The sequence below is a fragment of the Sphaerisporangium sp. NPDC051011 genome, assembly GCF_040653595.1.
GTDB lineage: Bacteria > Actinomycetota > Actinomycetes > Streptosporangiales > Streptosporangiaceae > Sphaerisporangium.
Genome location: NZ_JBFAGG010000004.1, coordinates 291526 through 312102 on the forward strand (window position 1 = coordinate 291526; position 20577 = coordinate 312102).

Annotated in this window: 16 protein-coding genes; 9 read left to right on the forward strand and 7 right to left on the reverse strand. The window is 72.8% G+C overall.

Translation table 11 applies throughout. The features are described 5' to 3' along the window. The first annotated feature begins 437 nt into the window (after positions 1–437). The 4 genes from AB0H21_RS11545 to AB0H21_RS11560 are packed head-to-tail and all read left to right on the forward strand — an operon-like array spanning position 438 to position 4469. Positions 438–1352, forward strand: coding sequence for an ABC transporter ATP-binding protein (locus AB0H21_RS11545; protein WP_358514712.1), 915 nt, complete (start codon positions 438–440; stop codon positions 1350–1352). Beyond that, on the forward strand, positions 1349–2152 hold the full coding sequence (locus AB0H21_RS11550) for an ABC transporter permease subunit (RefSeq protein WP_358514714.1): 804 nt from the start codon (positions 1349–1351) through the stop codon (positions 2150–2152). Before AB0H21_RS11545 ends, AB0H21_RS11550 begins: the two co-directional genes overlap by 4 nt. Before the next feature lie 53 nt (positions 2153–2205). Then, positions 2206–2913 carry a response regulator transcription factor gene (locus AB0H21_RS11555; protein ID WP_358514716.1) on the forward strand — a complete coding sequence of 236 codons (708 nt, stop codon included), beginning with the start codon at positions 2206–2208 and terminating at the stop codon, positions 2911–2913. A gap of 32 nt (positions 2914–2945) precedes the next feature. Beyond that, a complete protein-coding gene (locus tag AB0H21_RS11560; RefSeq protein WP_358514718.1) occupies positions 2946–4469 on the forward strand; it encodes a HAMP domain-containing sensor histidine kinase in 1524 nt (507 codons plus the stop codon). Between the two features lie 55 nt (positions 4470–4524). Here AB0H21_RS11560 and AB0H21_RS11565 read toward each other — a convergent pair whose 3' ends face one another. Together AB0H21_RS11565 and AB0H21_RS11570 are read right to left on the reverse strand one after the other, a co-directional pair. Next, positions 4525–4758, reverse strand: a complete 234-nt coding sequence (locus AB0H21_RS11565; protein WP_358514719.1) for a hypothetical protein — start codon at positions 4756–4758, stop codon at positions 4525–4527. A gap of 86 nt (positions 4759–4844) precedes the next feature. Further along, entirely contained in the window at positions 4845–6212 is a 1368-nt protein-coding gene (locus AB0H21_RS11570) for a S8 family serine peptidase (RefSeq protein ID WP_358514721.1), read from the reverse strand. A gap of 212 nt (positions 6213–6424) precedes the next feature. Between AB0H21_RS11570 and AB0H21_RS11575 the strand changes: the two genes are divergently transcribed. Next, on the forward strand, positions 6425–8476 hold the full coding sequence (locus AB0H21_RS11575; RefSeq protein ID WP_358514723.1) for a spermidine synthase: 2052 nt from the start codon (positions 6425–6427) through the stop codon (positions 8474–8476). Positions 8477–8904: 428 nt separating this feature from the next. After that, complete coding sequence (locus tag AB0H21_RS11580; protein ID WP_358514725.1) at positions 8905–9372, forward strand: hypothetical protein; 468 nt, start codon at positions 8905–8907, stop codon at positions 9370–9372. Between the two features lie 417 nt (positions 9373–9789). Here the strand turns inward: AB0H21_RS11580 and AB0H21_RS11585 are convergent, their stop codons facing one another. Together AB0H21_RS11585 and AB0H21_RS11590 are read right to left on the reverse strand one after the other, a co-directional pair. Further along, positions 9790–11394: an LCP family protein gene (locus AB0H21_RS11585; RefSeq protein WP_358514727.1), complete on the reverse strand. Its 1605-nt coding sequence runs from the start codon at positions 11392–11394 to the stop codon at positions 9790–9792. Positions 11395–11601: 207 nt separating this feature from the next. Further along, the gene (locus AB0H21_RS11590; RefSeq protein WP_358514729.1) at positions 11602–13053 is read right to left on the reverse strand and encodes a neutral zinc metallopeptidase; all 1452 of its coding nucleotides are present in this window, start codon (positions 13051–13053) and stop codon (positions 11602–11604) included. A gap of 339 nt (positions 13054–13392) precedes the next feature. Between AB0H21_RS11590 and AB0H21_RS11595 the strand changes: the two genes are divergently transcribed. Then, on the forward strand, positions 13393–14262 hold the full coding sequence (locus AB0H21_RS11595) for a LysR family transcriptional regulator (protein WP_358514731.1): 870 nt from the start codon (positions 13393–13395) through the stop codon (positions 14260–14262). A 206-nt stretch (positions 14263–14468) separates the two neighbouring features. After that, entirely contained in the window at positions 14469–15308 is an 840-nt protein-coding gene (gene folP / locus AB0H21_RS11600; RefSeq protein WP_358514733.1) for a dihydropteroate synthase, read from the forward strand. Between the two features lie 41 nt (positions 15309–15349). Here folP and AB0H21_RS11605 read toward each other — a convergent pair whose 3' ends face one another. The 3 genes from AB0H21_RS11605 to AB0H21_RS11615 form a co-directional block, all read right to left on the reverse strand. Continuing rightward, positions 15350–16813 carry an aspartate aminotransferase family protein gene (locus AB0H21_RS11605; protein WP_358514735.1) on the reverse strand — a complete coding sequence of 488 codons (1464 nt, stop codon included), beginning with the start codon at positions 16811–16813 and terminating at the stop codon, positions 15350–15352. Positions 16814–17037: 224 nt separating this feature from the next. Beyond that, complete coding sequence (locus AB0H21_RS11610) at positions 17038–18483, reverse strand: HAMP domain-containing sensor histidine kinase (protein ID WP_358514737.1); 1446 nt, start codon at positions 18481–18483, stop codon at positions 17038–17040. Further along, positions 18473–19147: a response regulator transcription factor gene (locus AB0H21_RS11615; protein WP_358514739.1), complete on the reverse strand. Its 675-nt coding sequence runs from the start codon at positions 19145–19147 to the stop codon at positions 18473–18475. The genes AB0H21_RS11610 and AB0H21_RS11615 overlap by 11 nt, the downstream gene beginning before the upstream one ends. A gap of 213 nt (positions 19148–19360) precedes the next feature. On the opposite strand from AB0H21_RS11615, the gene AB0H21_RS11620 reads away from it, so the two are divergent. Next, entirely contained in the window at positions 19361–20557 is a 1197-nt protein-coding gene (locus tag AB0H21_RS11620) for a DUF2092 domain-containing protein (protein ID WP_358514741.1), read from the forward strand. Positions 20558–20577: the final 20 nt, after the last annotated feature.

Below are 20577 nucleotides of genomic sequence, written 5' to 3' on the forward strand. Positions count from 1 at the left end.
CAGGCTCTATTCGCGTGACTTACTCGTGGACAAATCTGGGGTACACCCCTGTCAAACCGCTTTCGAACCATTATTCGCGGCCGATAAAAGTTATTCGGACGGCCCGCGGGCGGGCTTTCCGCGTGCGCGCGGCGTCACGGTCCGTCGTCTCCCGTGGTCGGCGCCCGCCGCCGGCCCCGGACGGGACTTCGAATGCTCTGGGAAACCCGGCCCCTCCCGTCCGGTACGCGCGACGGCCGCCGTGCCCTGTCCGCTGGTCGGGCCGGGAGCGGCGCTGCCGTGACGGCCGCGGGCTCACAGACTTCTCCCAGAACCGCCCGCCCCCGTCCCAGAAACCCCGCAGGCGGACGGCCGAGGCTCTGCGGCATGACACGAAACAGACCGCGCACACGGCGCACACAGTGCGGACCGCCCCGGCCGGAACCCGGGGAGGGCCGATGATCGAGGTGAGGGGCCTCGCCAGGCGCTACGGCGACGTCACGGCGGTCGACGACCTGACCTTCGACGTCACACCCGGGTCGGTGACCGGCTTCCTCGGCCCCAACGGCGCGGGAAAGACAACCACGATGCGTATGATCCTCGGGCTCGACGCGCCCAGCGCGGGCCAGGCCCGGGTGCTCGGATCCCGGTTCGCCGACCTGCCCGCGCCGATGCGCGCGGTCGGCGCGCTGCTCGACGCGGGCGCCGTCCACCCGCGCCGCACGGCCCGTGACCACCTGCGGTGCCTCGCGCTGGCCGGCCGGCTGTCCCCGCGCCGCGTGGACGAGGTGCTCGACCTGGTCGGGCTGACCGACGTCGCGCACCGGCGGGCCGGAGGCTTCTCGCTCGGCATGAGCCAGCGGCTCGGCCTCGCCGCCGCCCTGCTCGGAGACCCCGAGGTGCTGCTCCTGGACGAGCCGGTCAACGGGCTCGACCCGGAGGGCATCGTGTGGATCCGCACGCTGATGCGCCGGCTCGCCGCCGAAGGCCGGACACTGCTGGTGTCCAGCCACCTGATGGCCGAGATGGCGCTCACCGCCGACCGGCTGATCGTGGTGGCGCGCGGCCGGCTGGTCGCCGACACCACCGTCGAGGCGTTCGCCCGCCCCGAGGGCGTGCTGGTGCGCACCCCGGACGCCCGCGCGTTCGCCCGCACGCTGGTGGCCTACGGCGCCTCGGCCGTGCGGCACGACGGCGGAGCGGGAGAGGAACTGATCGTGAGCGGGGTCTCCGCGCGGGAGATCGGACGGCTGGCCGCCGCCGAGGGCGTCGTCCTGCACGAGTTGACGCCCCGCCGGGCCTCGCTGGAGGAGGCGTTCATGGAACTGACCCGGGAGGTCACCGCGTACGAGTCCGCCGGAGCGGCACGGTGACCGCCCTCGCGGCGGCGCGCCGGCGGCCGGGTCTCGCCGACGCGATCCGCGCGGAGTGGCTCAGGACGCGGACGATCCGGTCGACCTGGTTCACCGTGTTGGCCCTGGTCGCGCTCGGAGCCTTCTTCGCGCTGCTGTTCGGCTTCCAGGGAGCCGCCGCGTACGCCAAGCTCACGGCGGCCGAACGCGCCGCCTTCCACCCCGAACCCGACTTCCGCCCCCTGATCTTCGCGCAGATCGTCGCCGGGTACCTGGGGCTGCGGGCGTTCACCGTCGAGTACGCCACCCGCACGATGCCGGTGACGCTGACCACGACGCCCCGCCGGGGCCGCGTCCTCGCCGCCAAGGCCCTGGTCTGCTCGGCCGTGACGCTGGCTGCCGGGACGGCCGCCGGGCTCGTGATCGTCTTCATCGGCCGCGCGGTGCTGACCGCCAAGGGCGTGCCCGTCAACGCCCTGGGCGAGCCGGGCATGTCGCGCGTCCTCGCGGGAACCGGGATCCTGCTCACACTGGAGACCCTGATCGGCCTGGCCGTCGGGTGCCTGCTCCGCGGCACGGCCGGGGCGCTGACCGTCGTGAGCGTCATCGGCATCTTCGTGCCGGCGATGGCGTCGCTGTACCCGGACTGGCTCGCGCGGCTCGTCCTGAGCTACTGGCCGATCACGGCGGGCCTGCGGCTGCTCAGCATGGACGGCGACCCCGCCCTCCCCGGGCCCTGGGCCGGGGTCGCCGTGATGGGCGGCTGGGCCGCCGTCCTGCTGGCCGCCGCCTTTGCGGCCTTCCGCGGACGGGACGCATGATGCTTTGACGCCCGCCGGGGACCGGGAGGGCGTGGACGATCGAGGAGGTGACGATGGAACCGGAGGCACGGGCGGCGCGCCCAGGCGAGCGGCTGCTGGTCGTGGACGACGAGCCCACCGTGCGGGAACTGCTGTCGGCCACGCTGCGCTTCGCCGGATTCGCCGTGGACTCCGCGGCCACCGGCGCCGAGGCCGTCGACGCCGTCCGCGACCGGCGGCCCGACCTGATCCTGCTCGACGTGATGCTGCCCGACCTGGACGGCTTCCAGGTGGTGCGCAGGCTGCGCGAGCTGGCCCGCCCCCCGGTCCCCGTGCTGTTCCTCACCGCGCGCGACTCCCCGGCGGACAAGGTCACCGGCCTGACCCTCGGCGGCGACGACTACGTCACCAAGCCGTTCGACCTGGCCGAACTGCTCGCCCGCATCAGGGCGATCCTGCGCCGCACCGGCTTCCCGCACGCGCATGCCCTGGTCGTCGGCGACCTGCAGGTCGACGTGGAGGGCCACCACGTCCTGCGGGGCGGCGTCCCGGTCCGGCTCTCGCCGACCGAGTTCCGCCTGCTGTGCTATCTCGCGGACAACGCGGGGCGGGTCGTCTCCAAGGCCCGGATCATCGAGGACGTCTGGCAGTACGACTTCGCCGGGGACACGAGCATCGTCGACACCTACGTCAGCTATCTGCGCCGCAAGCTGGAGGCCGCCGGGCCCCGGCTGATCCACACGGTGCACGGCGTGGGCTACGTGCTCCGCGAGCCCCGGTGACGGCCGTGGCGGACCCTCGCCCGGGAGCCTCGGTGACGGCCGTGGCGGGCCCTCGGCCGGTGCCCGTGCGCCGCCCGCGGCGGATGTCGCTGCGCGCCCGGCTGCTGCTGATCACGTGCGTGCTGCTGGCGGCCGGGCTCGTGCTCAGCGGGTCCATCGTGGTCGGCCTGCTGCGGGCGAGCCTGGTGGACCGGGTGGACACCCAGCTCCGCGCCCTCGGCGGGATCGCCGCCGTGCTGCCGCCCGCCTCCGCGGCGCCGGGCACGTCCGACCGGCTCGCCGGCAGCGCCCTCACGGCCAAGCTCGACCTGATCAACCGGCTCTACCTGGGAAGCCTCACCCCCGAGGGCGCGGCCGGTTCCGAGGTGACCATCCCGGCGGGAGCCGGGGGCCCGGTGCTGCCCCGGCTCGGCACCGCGGCGGTCGCCCGCCTGGACGGGCGTCCGTTCGAGGCCGCCGACCGAGACGGCACGGGGTCCTGGCGGGTGCTCGTCCTGCCGCGCGGCCGCGCGCCGCTGCCCGCCGGCCTGGCCGGGCGGACGCCGGGGAGCGGTGTGGTCGTGGCCGCCTCGCTCGACGCGGTCACCTCCACCGTCGGACGGCTCCGCACGACCTTCGTCGTCACCGGGGCCGCCCTACTGGCCCTGCTCACCCTGGCCGGATGGTTCGCGATCCGCGCCGGGCTGCGCCCGCTGCGGCGCATCGAGGAGACCGCCGCCGCCATCGCCACCGGCGACCTCGGCCGCAGGGTGCCCGGCCCCGAGGACCCCGGCACCGAGGTCGGGCGCCTGTCGGCCTCGCTCAACGGCATGCTCGTCCAGATCGAGCGGGCCTTCGCCGCGCGCACCGAGTCGGAGGCGCGGCTGCGGCGGTTCGTCGCCGACGTCGGCCACGAGCTGCGCACCCCGCTCGTCGGCATCAAGGGCTTCTCCGAGCTGTACCGCATGGGCGGCCTGCCGGACGCGGGCCCGGCGATGGCCCGCATCGAGAGCGAGTCGGCCCGGCTCGCCCGCCTGGTCGACGACCTGCTGCTGCTCGCCCGCCTCGACGAGGGCGGCGACGCGCTGCCCATGGACCTCGCGCCGATGGACCTGCGCACGCTCGCCGCCGACGCGCGCCTCGACCTGCGGGCCCTCGCGCCCGGGCGCCCGGTCGAGCTGACCGGCCCCGAGGACGGGCCGCCCGCCTCGGCGCCGGTGCTCGGGGACGAGGCCCGGCTGCGCCAGGTGGTGAGCAACCTCGTCGGGAACGTGGTGGCGCACACCCCCGAGGGCGCCCCCGTGCGGATCGGCGTCGGGACGGTGGGCGGCGAGGCCGTCCTGGTGGTCCAGGACCATGGGCCCGGCCTCACCGCCGAGCAGGCGGGCCGGGCGTTCGACCGCTTCTACCGCGCGGACGCCTCCCGCAGCAGGACCGGGCCGGGAGGAGCGGGGCTCGGGCTCGCGATCGCGCGCTCGCTGGCCGCGGCGCACGGCGGCCGCATCGACCTGCGCACCTCACCCGGCCACGGCGCGACCTTCACGCTGGCCCTCCCCGTTCACCCCGGCGGGCCGTAGCCCCCCGTGCCGGCGGGTGCCGTCGCAGGTAAGTGGCTCGTCCGGTGGGTCCCGGTCAGCTCGGCGGGCCGTAGGGCTCGATCGGCGGGTCGGCGAACGGGCCCCCGCCCCCCGCCTGGCCGACCCGGCGACCGGCGTCCTCGGTGACGCGCAGGGCGTACAGGCCCTGTTCGGGGTCGAGCGGCACCAGCCCGTAGGTCGTGTCGGCGTCGTCCTCGGTCAGGCCGAGCCGCCGCAGGGCTTCTTCCAGCGTCGCCCCCGCCGGGAGCCGCACCGTGACCAGGACCATGGCCCCCACGTTACGCGTCCCGGCGCGGCCGATGGGGCACCGTGCTGGTCGTCAGGCCGGTCAATGGGCCGGTCAACGGGGGCGCCTCACACCATGGCGGTTCTGGCGGTCCGCCGCTTCAACGACGCCAGCAGGCCCGCCGTGTCCGCGATGCCGTACCCGTAGTCGTAGTCGAACCCGACGTCGCTGCGGTCGTCGGCGGTGCGGTGGAGCAGCGTGCGAAGCTGGGCGGGGGAGATCACCGAGGCGGGCCAGCGGGTCCGGATGGCGGCCACCAGCCCCGCGGCGACCGGGCAGGCCGCCGAGGTGCCCGAATCGGGGGTGCCCGCCCCGAACGCGCCGGACCCGGCGAAGTGGGTGTAGGAGCAGACGTCGGGCTTGCGGTCGCTCAGCCGCCCCGGCCCCTGCGAGGAGTAGCCGACGCGCACGCCGTTGGTGTCCACCCCGCCGATCGACAGCACCTGCGGGTGGGAGTTGGCCCCGACGATCGGCCGGGAGGGGAACGCGCACCGGCGGTCCTTGCACTCGGTCCCGCAGTTGCCCGCCGCGAACAGGATGTCGGCCCCGGCACGTTCCAGGCTGCCCACGATGATGTTGAACGGGTGGGCGGCGTTGTCGGAGTAGTTGCCCGGCTGGCCGGGCGCCAGGTCCCATGACGGGGAGAACGAGCCCCAGCTGTTGCTCACCACCAGCGAACGGGTGGCCGCGGGCTGGTCGTCGAGCACCGTGCGCAGGTGGGCGAACGCGGCGATCGCGTCCGACAGCAGGCCGTCCATGACCGTGTCGCCCTGCCGCCGGGACAGCAGCACCGGGACGTCGAGGATCGACGCCTTGGGAGCCGCGATGAGCGCGTCGAAGGCGCACATCGTGCCGTGGTCGACGGGGAACCGCCCGGCGGTCCCGGAGACGCCCGAGGGATTCCAACTGCGGCTCGCGTCGATCGTGAAGCTCCGGCCGAGGGCGCGGGTGACGTGCGCGGAGTTGATCCCGGTGTCGCAGATCGCGAGCGCGACGTCCTGGCCGTCGTACCCCTCGGCCTGGAGCTCCGCCACGGCCAGCAGCCGCTCGACGTCCTGCCAGGTGCCGACGGGCGGGGTGCCGCCGCAGGTGAGGCTCGTCTCGATCATCGGGTCGGCGTAGACCGCCACCACGCCGCTGTGCCGACCGGGCAGCAGGGCCATGCGCGTGGAGGTCTCGTCGTCCGAGATCTCGCCCCTGACCAGCACCGACGCCTCCTCGGGCGCCATGGAGAAGTTCAGCGGCTGGTTGAGGGACAGCGGGTCGCCGCCGCCGGACGCGGGGTGGGCGCGGGGGAGGGCGACCGGTGTGTAGGAGTGGTCGAGCGCGACGCCGGGGAGTTCGCCGGTGACGTCCGCGGTGGTCGCGGTGAGGCCGGGGGCCGCGACGGCCGCGACGACGTCGGGGGAGGGACGGAGCTGGATCAGGACCCGCATGAGGACACCACCTTGAGAAGCGCGAGGAAGGAACGCGTCAAACGTTGCTCCATCGCGTTCAGCGCGTCCACCAGCAGAAATGTGGCGTCGGCCGCCAAATCGCCGCGAGATACCGCGAAAGAACGCGCCAAATTTTTTCGGGACGTTCCAGTGCCGAGCCGGTCTCGTGCGAAGGCTTCCGTCGGCGGCATCGTTTGGCTACGTTGTGACACATGATCGCCGAGGTCGACATGCCGTCACGTCCAGAGTCCGGAACGGGAGTCGAGCAATGGCTCCCGGTGCGCCCCAGGCTGGTGGCCGCCAGCGCCTTCATGCTCTTCCTCGAGCTGGCGCTGATCCGCTGGACGGGTTCGAACATCGTCCACCTCAGCTACTTCACGAACTTCGTGCTGCTCGGCTCGTTCCTCGGCATCGGCCTGGGCTTCCTGCGGGTCGGCCGCAGCAAGGCCCAGCCGTACTACTCGCCGATCGTCCTCGCCCTGCTGGTCCTGGTCGTCCTGTACTTCCCGGTGACGGTCAACCGCGAGACCGAGGGCGTGCTGTACTTCACCAGCCTGAGCACCAGCGGGCCGCCCGCGTGGGCGATCCTGCCCGTGGTGTTCCTCGCGGCGGCACTCGTCCTCATGGGCCCCGCCGAGCTGGTCGGCCGGTGCTTCCCCGAGCTGCCGCGCCTGGAGGCCTACCGCTACGACCTGATCGGCAGCCTCGCCGGCATCGCCGCGTTCTCGCTGCTGTCGTTCGCCGGCGCCCCGCCCATTGTCTGGGGCGTCATCGCCGCCGTCGCCTACGGAGTGCTGCTCCAGCCGCGCAAGCTCAGCAACTACCTGCTGCTGGTCACCCTGCCCTCGCTGGTGGTGGTCGCGGCCCTCGGCTCCGAGACCCTCACCGCGGGCGCGCTGTGGTCGCCGTACTACAAGGTCACCTACAAGCATGAGAGTTACGGCCCCGCCCCCGCCCTGACCATTTCGGTCAACGGCATCCCGCACCAGCAGGCCGTCCCGGCCGCCGCCCGCCTCCAGTACGAACGCCAGTACGCCGTGCCGTACGAGCGGGCCGTGACCGCCGCCGGACGGCTCGACGACGTGCTCATCGTCGGCGCGGGCAGCGGCACCGACGTCGCCATCGCGCTGTCCAAGGGCGCCAAGCACGTCGACGCCGTCGAGATCGACCCCAAGCTGCGCGAGCTCGGCGGCCTCTACCACCCCGACCAGCCCTACCGCGACCCGCGCGTCACCACGCACATCACCGACGGCCGCGCCTACCTGGAGCGCACCGACAAGAAGTACGACCTCATCCTGTTCGCGCTGCCCGACTCGCTCACCCTGGTCTCGGGAGCCAGCTCGCTGCGGCTGGAGAGCTACCTGTTCACCGAGCAGGCCATGCAGGCCGCCCACGACCACCTCAAGCCGGGCGGCGCCTTCTCGATGTACAACTACTACCGCGAGCAGTGGCTGGTCGACCGGCTCGCCTCCACCGCCCAGGCCGCCTTCGGGCACAAGCCCTGCGTGGACGAGGTCGGCGGCGGGCAGCAGGCCGTGATCACGGCCGGGGTCACCGCCGACGCGCAGCGCTGCGTGTCCGAGTGGGCGGGCGCCAAGGCCGACACGCCGCCCCCGGCCGTGGACGACCGCCCGTTCCTCTACCTGCACGGGCGCGACATCCCGTCCATCTACCTCATCACGCTCGGGCTCGTGCTGCTGGTCAGCATCGTCGCGGTGCGCGCCGTGGCCGGGCCGTTCCGGCGCATGCGCCCCTACGCCGACCTGTTCCTGCTCGGCGTCTCGTTCCTGCTGCTGGAGACCAAGAACGTCACCGGCTTCGCGCTGCTGTTCGGCACGACGTGGGTGGTCAACGCGGTCGTGTTCGCCGGAGTGCTGGTCGCCGTGCTGGCCGCGGTGGAGGTGACACGGCGCTTCCGCACGCCGTCCCTGCCGGTGATGTACGCCATCCTGCTGGGCGGGCTCGTGCTCGCTGCCGTCGTGCCCAACTCGTGGCTGCTCTCGCTACCACTGCCACTGCGGCTGGTGTGCGCGGTGGTGATCGCCTTCCTGCCGATCTTCGCGGCGAACGTCGTGTTCGCCAAACGCTTCGCCGACACCGCCGACGCCACGGTCTCCTTCGGCGCGAACCTGCTGGGCGCGATCCTCGGCGGCTGCCTGGAGTACCTCAGCCTGATCATCGGCTACGAGGGCCTCCTGGTCGTCGCCGGCCTCCTGTACCTGGGCGCCTTCGTCCTCCTACCCCGCACGGCAAGGGCTCTATAAGAAGCACCCGGCCATTGGGCCGGACCGAGGCTGGATCGACGTGGTCACGACGGGATGGCCGTTCGGCACCGGGTCCCTGTACTGGCTGATCGAGGCGTGTGGCGGCATGGACCCCCATCACCGATGACGCCCGACACCGAGCTTCGGGACGTCGGTGACCAACCGCGTGCGGATGCGCCGCCTGTTCAGCACGCCCGGTACGCCGGGGCGTTCCGTCGATGAAGCGCACGCAACTGAGAATCTAGAGATCGACAAGTGGGGACTTATAGTTTCTCACCATGAGAAAGCGATCTTCTGTCCTTATCGTCCCAGCCGCGCTCGCCGTACTCGCCGCTCCCGGCGCGGCCTCGGCCGCATCGGGACTTCCGGCGGCAGGGGTTTCCTCGGCCTCGTCGGCTTCGCGTACCGCGATCTTCTCCTTCCGGGGCATGAACCTGAAGCTCCCCGCCGGCTGGAAGGTGCACCGCAACGGAGACGAGGTCGTGGTGACGACCGGAAAGTGCAAGAAGCCGGAACCCTTCGCTCCGAACTGCCAGGCCTTCTGGGTGTTCGGTCCGACGGCGTACACCAATCTCCCGGTCGGGGGCGGTTCCATCACCTACACGGGCAAGTACCAGTTCCACCCCTTCAGCGGCGTGATTCCCTGCCCGTTCAATGCCAAGAACAGCTGGTACCCCGCCGAGAAGGCCGCCTCGACAGGTCTGCGTCAGGTCGGACGGGGCCACAAGGCGAAGTACACCGCCTGGCCCAACCAGTGCGTGACGAACAACGGTGGCAGGCGGACGGCGAGCTTCACCCAGCAGGAGTGGTTCCTGCCCAAGTCGCAGATCCTGGTGGTGGACGTCTGGAACACCCCGGGGCTGTCGAAGGTACTCAAGCGCGCCACCTGGAGCTGACCGTGAGTCGTGTGCCGGACCCCGGGGTCCGGCACACCCCATGCGCTGGGCCGTTCCCCAGGTGACCGCCCTGTCGTGACGGCCCAGTGGTCCGGATGCCGGGGCGGTCACGAAATCCCTTGGTCGAATGTCGGTGACCGCAGTGAGCAGGCCGGTCTCGTACGCTGCCGCGACCGCGGCCGCCCGGTCGTTCACCTCGAGTTCGGCGAAGATGTGCAGCAGGCGCGTCTTCACCGTCGCCTCGGTGATGAACGGTTTCGCGGCGACCTCTCGACTGGTCGCCACGGGCGATGAGCCCGAGCACCTCGAGTTCCCGGCGGCTCAGCGTCCGCTGTTCCGGCGTGCGCACCTTCTGCGTCAGCACGCGGGCCACGGAGGAGGGACAGCGATCAGCGGACCGGCGATGCGGTGTCGCGGTCAGAAGCCGCAGGCGTCGGCGAGGGTTTTGGCGGTCTGGTCGTTCGGGGTGGGGGTCTTCGAGGGGGTGGGACGGGCCGCCAGGTGGGAACGCGTCGGGGTCGGCGTGGCCGCGGGGGTGCCGGCGGACGGGCTCGCGGTGGCGCCCTGCGCGAGGCCGGACGGCGTGCCGCCGGGAGAGGCCGAGGCGGTGGGGGAGGCACTGGCGCCGGCGGCCACGGTGCGGGCGGCCGCGTTCTCCGACTGCTTGATCGCACGGGCGGTCAGGCGGCGGATCTTCACCCAGTCGGCCGCGCCCGGCCAGATCGTGGGCGGGACGAACTGCAGGCTGGTGGTCCTGGCGTCCTTGACCTTCAGCGCCAGCGGCACCAGGTGCTCCAGCAGGTCGCGCGGGATGTCGGTGCGGAACATGTGCCGCGTCGCGCTGGCGATCTTCCCGAAGTTGGCCAGGACGACGCTGGGCGTGGCCTGGTCCAGCAGGGCGCCCATGACGCAGCGCTGGCGTGACATGCGCGAGAAGTCGTCGCTGTCGACGCGCGAGCGGCCGTACCAGAGCACGTGCTCGCCGTCGAGCCTCTGGACGCCGGCCTTGATCGTGCCCGCCGTCCCGAAGTGGCCGCCCCACTTGATGTCCTGCTCGACGCGGATCCTCAGCCCGCCGATCGCGTCGATCAGCGCGGCGAACCCGTACATGTCGACGATCGCGTAGTAGTCGATCTTGAGTCCGAGGGTGTGGCCGATGGCGCTCTTGAGCTCCTGGGGGCCCCTGCCCTTGCCGATGTGGTCCTCGGCGTACTGCCAGACCTCGTTCAGCAGGCCCTGCCCGGAGTCGCCGGTGAAGCCGTTCGGGAACCGCGCGGCCAGCGGGTCGCCCTTGGGGAAGCGGATGTACTGCAGGTTGCGCGGCAGGCTGAACATGACCGCGTTGCCCGTCCTGACGTCGACGCTGGCGACGGTCATGCTGTCGGTCCGCACGCCCGTCCTGTTGCCGGCGGCGTCGCCGCCCACGAGCAGGAAGTTGACGCGGCGGCGGCCGTTCCAGGGGTCCTCCTGCTTGACCGGCGCGACCGTGGTCGAGGGGTCGGGATCGGAGGGGAAGACGGCGTTGACGGTGACCCGCGCGGTGACCACGCTGCTCGCCGTCAGGGCGAAGGGCGCCATCACGGTCACGCACAGCACGCCGACCACGATGCCCGAGACCACCTGGCCGCTCTGGGGCAGCCGCTGGGGGCCGAGCGCGACGTAGGAGGTGGCGACCAGCGCGAACCACGCCAGCGCGCCGACGCCGGCGACGACGGTCACCGCGACCAGCGTGCTGTCCTTCACGGCCAGGCCGACGTTCTCCCGCAGGACGAGGGCCAGGACGGCCGCGGTCACCAGGATCAGGCCGAACCCCCCGAGCAGGATGAACCCGGCCCGGCGGCGTCCCGCGCGCAGGTGGGCCGCGCCCGGGACGATCGCCGACAGGCCCGTCCAGCCGATGACGGACGCGGTGCTCGGCGGCTTGGCGAAACGGGGAGGAGTCGTGGCCGCCCGCTTGGGAGCCGGTTCCTCGGGGCCGTCGGCGTCCGCCTCCTCCGAATTGTCGCCAAGCGGCGTCGTCACAAGCGCTCCCCTGACTGGTTCAGATCCGGCCGCCAATCAGGCGAGACGCCATGCCGGCCCCGCGCGTACCCGGATTCCAGGATTGTAGCTCCCATACCTGGACATCGCAGACGTAAGACGAATATGAGGGAATCAGTCGGTAACCAGCACCTTAAGTGGTGATGTCACCCGACGGCGGCGGACCGCCGCCGGGTCGCTGATGGGTCGCTACGAGGTGGTGGAGGCGGGGGCCAGCCAGGTATTGCACTGGTACGTCTTGAGACGCTCGTAGCCCTGGCGGAACCAGCGACCGCTGTTGGGCGGCGAGCCGTGGTCGCGCGGGTACCCGGGCCAGTCGCCGACGTTGGAGAAGAAGTAGTACAGGTTGTTCCGGCGCGCGGGCGTGATCGGGTAGCTCGCGGCGACCGACCGCATCCACAGGCCGCTGAAGCAGTTGGCCTGCAGCTCGTACCTGCGGCTGAGCGCCAGCCTGCCGCTCGTCGTGCGCGAGTCGAGCGTCTTGCGCCACCAGGAGTCCTCCAGCCCGGTCAGGTGCTGGACGTGGTGGCCGTACTCGTGGGCGAACATGCCGGTGAAGGCCCCGTGCCAGCTCGACAGCGCGCCGTACCCCCGCTGGTTCCCCTGTCCCCGCGCCATCGCGGACGTGGAGCCGTAGATCGTGCTGTTGCGGGGGCAGTAGTACGGCACGATGCCGCCCTTGTGCGGGAAGTCCCCGCACGCGCCGCGCCCGCCCCGGGCCGTGATCGCGTAGTTCGGCGGCGAGAACGGGATGCCGACCCTGCCCAGCGCGGCGGCCCACGTCCTGTTCATGCACTTCGACGTCGCCAGGATCAGCGCCTTCAGCTGGGCGTTGTCGAAGACGTCGGTGGCCCTCGCGCGGCAGTTCGACTTCGGCAGCGAGCCCACCTTGTAGACCGTGTTGGCGGTCAGCGTGGTGTTGAGGACGGGCCTGGCCGGCGGCGGCGTCCTGTCAGGCCGGGAGCCGGTGCTGCGCGTCGGAAGCGGCTCCACGGGGGCGTTCGTGAAGCGCGGGTCCGGCGTGTACGGCTCGTATGTCGGGATCGCCACGGGGGAGGTCGTGGTGCCGCCGTTCTTGGAGCCCGCGAGCAGCGCCGCGCCGATCACCAGCAGGACGAACACGGTCGCGATCGCGCCCAGCACGCCGCCGACGATCGCCGCGCCGCTCGATCTGCGCTTCGGCGGGCGCCATCCGGGCGTGCCCCAGCCCGGCGGGCCGTACGGCCCCCGCGCCGGACCGGGCGGGACCTGCCGTCCGGGCGGCGGGGGCTGCGGGAACGCCTGGCCGCCCTGGGGCGGGGGAGCCTGGTGCCCCCCGTGGCCGGGCTGCGGCGGGTACGGCTGCCGGTACGGCCGCGCCGGGCCCTGCGGGGGAGGCGGTTGCGCGGGGCCCGGGTACGGCGGACGCCCGGGCGCCTGGCCCGGGTACGGCTGCCGCCCCGGGATCGGCGCGCCGGGTCCCTGCCCGGGATATTGCCCCGGTCCCTGTCCGGGATATTGCCCGGGATACTGGCCCGGGAACGGCGCGGCGGGACCCTGGCCGGGGTGGCGCCCCGGCGGGTTCTGGCCCGGCTGCGCGGGGCCCGGGTACGGTGAGCGGCCGGGCGGGGCCTGAGGCGGGTAGCCGGGCGGGGGCCGCATCGGCTCCTGCGGCGCGTATGGCTGCCCGGGCGGGGGCGCCGGCGGTGCGCCGCCCTGGGGTGGTCCGTAGGGGTGGCGCCCCCCGTGCGATGGCGGTAATGGCTGCCGTCCGTCGCCGCCCCCGTTGGTGGCCATTCCGTGCGCCCCCTTCCCGGTCCTCGATGGACCGAGACGTTCTCCCCTGCCACCAGTTCCGCAATTCACACCATTTAGGGCAGAACTCTACTCATTTCTCAGCAGTCACGGATGTAGCCGTATATGGTTACATTCTGAAATCATCCAAGGTGATCTCTGCGATGTTCCGGAATCGCCGCGCCCCTCTGCCCTAGCTTCGATTCCATGAATCTGCAGCAGCTCCGTTATGTGGTCGCCACTGCGGAGCACCGCACCATGACCGACGCGGCCAGGTCGTTGTACATCGCCCAGCCCGCCCTTTCCCGCGCCATTCGTGACTTGGAACGCGAACTGGGCATGACCCTTTTCGCGCGTTCGGGCCGGGGAGTGGTGGTGACCGCGCAGGGCCGCCGCGTCGTGAAACTCGCCAAGGAAGCGCTCGAGGCCGTGTCCGAAATCGAGGCGCTGGCCACGCACACGCATTCGGGGGGTGGCGAGCTGCGCATAGCCTCGCCGCCGACCCTGGAGCCCGGCCTCGCGGGACGCCTCCTGCCCGCCTACGTCGCCGACCATCCGGGCGTGCGCGTGCAAATCGTTCGCTCGGACGGCCGGGACGGCGTCGTGCACGCCATCCGCGAGCAGCGCGCCGACCTCGGGCTGACCGACCTGCCGGTTCCGGCCGACCTGGTCAGCCATCCGCTGGAGCGCCAGGAGATCGTGCTGATATCCCCGCCTGGGCTCGACCTGCCGGACACGGTGCCGATGATCCGCCTCAACGGCATGCGCCTCATCCTGCCCCCGCCGGGCAGCGCGCGGCGCCGGGAGTTCGACCAGCTATTCGCCACCTACGGCGTACGGCCGGTCGTCGCCGCCGAGACCGACGAGCGCGGCGCCTGGCCCTCGCTGGTGCGCACCGCCTCGGCGTCCTTGCTGTGGTACCGGGGGACCGCCGAGCAGGCCGTCAAGGCGGGGCTGGTGGTCCGCTCCCTCGACCCGCCGCTGCGCAGGATCGTCGCGCTCGTGCACGCGCGCAGGCGCCTCCCCGTCGTGGCCCAGGATTTCCTCACGCTGGCCGAGAAGGGGCGTGCGATCTGAGTGGTTTTGGAGCGTTCCCAGCAAGTGGGAGCGCTTTCCGGCGGAGCCGTTCTTCCCCACGGCGATCCCGGCACACAGACCCGCACACAGACCCGCACACAGACCCGCACACAGACCCGCACACAGACCCGCACACAGAGCCTCACACGGACCCGGCACACAGGCCCGGCACACGCGTCCGGCACGGCGGGCGTACGCTGGCGGCGATGCATACTTTGCGCCTGCGTGACCGCGAGTTCCGCCCAGGCGACTTCGCCGTCATGGCCGTCGTCAACCGCACCCCCGACTCCTTCTACGACCGGGGCAGGACGTATGGCTTCGACGCCGCACTCGCCGCCGTGGACGCCGCCGTCCGCGCCGGAGCCGACATCGTCGACATCGGCGGCGTCAAGGCGGGTCCCGGCGACGCGGTGGACGCCGCCGAGGAGATCCGCAGGGTCGCCGACCTGGTGGCCGCCGTGCGCGAGGCCCATCCGCGTCTGGTGATCAGCGTGGACACCTTCCGCGCCGAGGTCGCCGAAATCGTGGCTCAGGCGGGAGCCGACCTGCTGAACGACACCTGGGGCGGGCCCGACCCCGGTCTCGCCGGCGTCGCCGCCAAGCACGGCATCGGCCTGGTGTGCGCGCACGCCGGGGGCGTCACCCCGAGGACGCGACCGCACCGCATCGCCTACGACGACGTGGTGGCCGACGTCCTCTCCCACACCGTCGGACTGGCCGAGCGGGCCGTGCGCGCCGGGGTGCGCGAGGACGCGATCCTCATCGACCCGGCCCATGACTTCGGCAAGAACACCCGCCAGTCCCTGGAGGTCGGCCGCAGGCTCGGCGAACTGGTCGCCACAGGATGGCCCGTGCTGGTCGCCGTCTCCAACAAGGACTTCGTGGGGGAGACCCTCGGCGGCCTACCCGTCGAGGAGCGCCACGCCGGCACGCTGGCCACGCTCGCCGTCCACGCGTGGCAGGGGGCGCGGGTCTTCCGCGTCCACGACCCCGCCGCGGCCGTGACGGCCCTCGCCGAGGTCGAACGCCTCCGGGCCGGTCGTTAGCCGCGCCCTGTTAGTCACGATGGGCGCGGCCCCGCCGGGGCTCAGCCATACAGGACCGACAGGAACCTGATCAGGATCGCCTCGCGGGTCGCGGCGGGCAGCGCGTCGAGCACCGTGTTGACCACCGCCATGTCCGGCCCGCCCGATCCGCCGAGGTCCACGCCGACCGACGCTGCCAGCTCGGCGAACGTCGCGTCGTCCAGCGCGTCCAGGTCCAGCGAGGCCAGGATCTCCGCCAGCCCGTCCGGCACCTTCGCCGGCCCTCTGCGCCGGGCGGCGGCGGCCGACTCGGCGATCACTTCCAGCATCGCCTCCACGCCCTTGAGCGTGACCCCGGTGACCGTGACGTGCAGATTCGCCGGAATGCCCGCGTAGGAGAGCTGCGGCTGCAGGAACCAGCCCCGCGCGCGGGCCTCGTCCGACAGCACGAAGACGTCGACGCCGTCCGTGCCGTCCGTGCCGTCCGTGCCGGTCGCACCGGTCGAGCCGGTGAACGCCACCAGCGACGCCTCCGGCTCGCCCAGCACGCGCAGGCCTGGGATCTCGCCGATGCCCTCGGCCAGCCTGCGCGTCGCCGCCAGCGTGTCGCGGGCGAGGCCGAGGTAGCCGTCCCGGCCGAGCGCGTTCAGCGTGGCCCAGGCGCCCGCGAGCGGGCCCGCCGACTTCGAGCTCTGCACGGTGGTGTTGATCACCGTGTACCCGGGCCAGGCGGCCGAGGCGAAGTACGCGGCGCGGCGCAGCGCCGGGTCGGCGAAGAGCACCACCGAGGCGCCCTTGGGGGCGTACCCGAACTTGTGCAGGTCGCAGGAGATGGACGTCACGCCCGGCACCGACAGGTCGAACGGCGGGACGGCGGCGCCCGCCCGGGCCAGCCATGGCAGCAGCCAGCCGCCCACGCAGGCGTCGACGTGGCACAGCACCCCGCGCTCCGCGGCCAGCGCGGCGATCTCGGCCACCGGGTCGACGACCCCCTGCGGGTACGACGGGGCCGAGGCCACCACCAGCACCGTCTCGGGCGTGATCGCGGCGGCGACGGCGGCCGGGTCGGCGCGGAAGGTGACCGGGTCCACCTCCACCGGCGCGACCTCGGCGCCGAGGTAGTGGGCCGCCTTGTGGAAGGCCGGGTGGGCGGTGACCGGGACCACGATCCTGGGTCTGCCGGCGACCGGGCGCGCGTCCCGGGCCGCCTTCACCGCCAGCATGATCGACTCGGTGCCGCCGCTGGTGAAGATGCCCGGCGTGTGCGGCCCGCCGCCCAGGAGCTCCGCGACGGCCCTGACGACCTGCTTCTCCATGGCGACGACGCTCGGGAACGCCGTGGGGTCGAGGGTGTTGACCTCCAGCATCTCGAAGTACGCCCGGGCGGCCGCGTCGTGCACCTCCGGCCGGCCGGTGTCGTAGACGTAGGCGGTGACCTTGCCCCCGCGCACCTGCAGGTCGTCCCGCTTCAGCAGGGCGAGCTCGGCGAGGATGTCCTCGGCTGAACGGCCGTTCTCGGGAAGCACGTGGTTCTCCCTCGCTGCGTGAATGGCGCCACGGCACGCGGCTCCTCGCCGGACGGCCCCCAGAGCACGGGTGCGCCGCGTTGATCGGCGAGGGACATTATCCCGCCCATCACCGTATGCGGGGCATGCGGGACATGGGCGGTGAGCGCGTCCCGGTCTATGAGGCGGCCGGGCACGCGGGGGTGCCGGTCGGGCGAGCCGTTGGCGGCCTACCCGCCCGGGGGCTACGAGGGGTTCGGGCTGAGGGGCAGGCGGACCACGGCGCGCAGGCCGGGAGAGGCGTCCTCCAGGTGCACGGAGCCGCGATGGGCGCGGACGGTCTCGCGGACGATCGCCAGCCCCAGGCCCGCGCCGCCGTCGTCGCGGCTGCGCGCCCCGTCGAGCCGGGTGAACCTGTTGAACACGCGCTCCCGGTCGGCCTCCGGGATGCCCGGCCCGTCGTCGGCCACAGTGATCACGGCCTGCGCCCGCGTCGCCCGCAGCTCGACGGAGACCTTGGCGCTCGCGTGCCGCACCGCGTTGTCGATCAGGTTGACCAGCACCCGGCCGAGGTCCAAGGCGTCGCCGTCCACGACCGCGGGCTCGGCCGCCGCCACGGTGACCACCTCGTCGTCGTAGCGGGCCGTCGTCACCCCCACCAACTCGCCCAGGTCCACCGGCTGCCACCGGGCCGGACGACGGCGCTCGTCCAGGCGGGCCAGCGTCAGCAGCCCCTCGGCCAGGCGGCTGAGGCGCAGCGTGTCCTCCAGGACGCCCTCGGCGGTCTCGTGCCAGTCCTGGCCGTCCGGATGGCCGAGCGCGACCTCCAGCTGCAGGCGGATGCTGGCGAGCGGGCTGCGCAGCTCGTGGGCGGCGTCGGAGATCAGCGCGCGCTGGGACGCGTCGGCGGCCTCCAGCCGGGCCAGCATGTCGTTCAGCGTCGTGGCCAGCTCGTGCACCTCGTCGTGCGCCTCCGGCACCGGCAGGCGGCGTGCGCGCGCGGCCGCGCTGACCTCGGCCGCGCCCCGGCGCAGCGCCGTGATAGGCCGGAGCGTCCTGCCGATGATCAGCCAGCTCGCGGCGCCGAGCAGCACGAGCAGTATCGGCGTGCCGATGACGAGCATGTGGATGGTCGTGGTGAGGCTGTCGGCGACGTCCTTGAACGGCCGGGCGGCGATCACCGTGCGGCCGTGGTCGGCGCGCAGGACCACCACGCGCAGCGGGCCGGGGATGCCGTACGCGTCGCCGTCGACCACGCGGCCCTGGTCGCCGGACGACTCGCGGCCGGGTGTGCGGGGGTCGGCGAGCGGCACCAGCCGGTCGGCGCCCGGGGTGACGTGCGTGATGCGGCCCTGGGCGTCCACGACCTGGACGATCGTGCCGTCGGTGACCGCGATCGGGTCCGACAGCCGCTCGTCGTCGGCCAGCGCGACGACCTCCCTGGCCCGCTGGTAGGCGACCGCGTCCGTGGACTGTATGAGCGCCCGCCCGAGCACGCCGACCAGCAGCGTGGCCGCCAGCGCGAGCGCCACCCCCAGCGCGGCCGAGGCCGTCACGGTCAGCCTGAACCGCAGGCTCTTCCGCCGCCACCACGTCAGAGGCGACCGTGCGGCGCCCGGCGGCGTCCGCCCCGCCTGGGCCGCCGCGCCATCGTCCCCGTCATTGAGGGACGGAGACGGGTCAGCCGCCATCGCCCACCAGCCTGTAGCCGGCGCCGCGCACCGTCTGCAGGGCGTTGCGCCCGAACGGGGCGTCGATCTTCCTGCGCAGGTAGCCGACGTAGACCTCCACCACGTTGGGGTCGGTGTCGTAGGTGTCCCAGACGTGTTCGAGGATCTCGGTCTTGGACACGACCTCGCCGGGCCGGCGCAGGAGGAACTCCAGCAGCCCGAACTCGCGCGGCGTCAGCTCGATCGGGGTGTCGCCCCGCGCCACCGTGCGGCCCGCCGGGTCGAGGGTGAGATCGCCCGACCGCAGCACCGCCGGGCGGCGGCGGGCGCCGCGCCGCATGAGCGCGCGCAGCCGCGCGACCAGGACCACGTAGGAGAACGGCTTGGTGAGGTAGTCGTCGGCGCCGAGGTCGAGGCCGTCGGCCAGGTCGTACTCGCCGTCCTTGGCCGAGAGCATCAGGACGGGCACCCAGTTCTCTTCGGCCCGCAGCCGCTTGCACACGTTGTAGCCCGACAGCCTGGGCAGCATGATGTCGAGCACGACGACGTCGTAGTCGCCCTCTCGGGCCAGGTGAAGCCCTTCCTCGCCGTCGTGGGCGAGGTCGACGGCGAAACCCTCGGCCGTCAGCCCGCGCCTGAGCGCCGCGGCCATCCGCCTCTCGTCCTCGACGACGAGCACGCGCATTCGTACCCCCTGTGTGGTTGTCCCCCTATCTTGGCCTGTCCTTCCTGAGACCCGCCTGAGAGCCCCGGCGGTGGCCTCGTCCCCCGCCACCAGCGCGAACGGTCCCGGCGGGCCGAAGTCTGAGAGCCTTCTCAGCCTGTCTCAGCTTCAGCTCAGGACCCGGGCGGCAGTCTGCGTGGTGTCGGATCGAAGGACTTACCGTTGAGGAGTGACATGCAGTCCACGTGGAGAAGGGCGCGCGCCGTGAGGTGGGCCGTCCCCGTCGCGGCGTTCGTCGTCGTGGGGGCCGCCGTCGGCGCCGGCCCCGTCATCGCCGCCGTCCAGGGCGACCCCACCCTTCCCGACCGCACCGCCGAGCGGTTGCTGGCCGAGGTCGTGAAGACCGCGCAGCACGAGCGGCCGCCCGCCATGTCGGGCACCGTCGTCGAGACCGCGTCGCTCGGCCTGCCCTCGCTGCCGCTGCCGTCGGGGACGAGCAGCTCGCCGCTGTCCCTGCTGTCCGGCTCGCACACGCTGAAGGTCTGGTACGGCGGCGACGGGCGGCTGCGGCTGGCCCTGCCGGGCCAGATGAGCGAGACCGACGTCATCTCCGACGGCAAGGGCTCGACCTGGCTGTGGGAGAGCGACACCAACACGGCCACCCGCTTCAGCCTCCCCGAGGACGTCAAGGGCGGCAAGGGCGAGGCCGCCGAGCCCCGGCACACGGCGCTGCCCACGGCCACGACCCCGCAAGATATCGCGAACCAGCTCCTGAAGGCCGCGGACCAGAACACCGCCGTCACCGTCGAGAACGGCCAGCACATCGCGGGCCGCGCCGCCTACCAGCTCGTGCTCACCCCCAAGGACTCCACGTCCCTGGTCGACCACGTCACCCTGGCGCTCGACGGCGAGACCTACATCCCGCTGCGCGTCCAGATCTTCGCCAAGGGCGCGGCCGAGCCCGCGTTCGAGATCGGCTTCACCCAGGTGTCGTTCTCGACGCCCGCGCCGGAGAACTTCGCGTTCACCCCGCCCGCCGGGGCCAAGGTCAACGAGCAGAAGCCCGAGGCCGGGAAGCCCGGCGAGTCCTTGTCCGAGGGTGCCGAGCTCGGCCACGACCTCGCCGGTGGCGAGGCCGCCCGCGCGGGCGCGCGCAGCCACGGCAGCGGCTGGGGAACCGTCGCCGAGGTGCCGTTCTCGCTCGCCGACCTGTCCAAGCAGCAGAACGGCCGCGGCGGCAACGGCCGCGGCGGCGACCCGGCTCAGTTGATCGAGTCGGTGCTCAAGTCCGCCCAGCGGGTCAGCGGGCCGTGGGGCAGCGGCAGGGTCATCAAGACCAAGCTGGTCTCCGTCCTGCTGACCGACGACGGCAGGCTGTTCGCGGGCGCGGTCACGCCCGAGGCTCTGGTCCAGGCGGCCGGCCGCAAGTGACGGTGATCACGGGGGAGGGG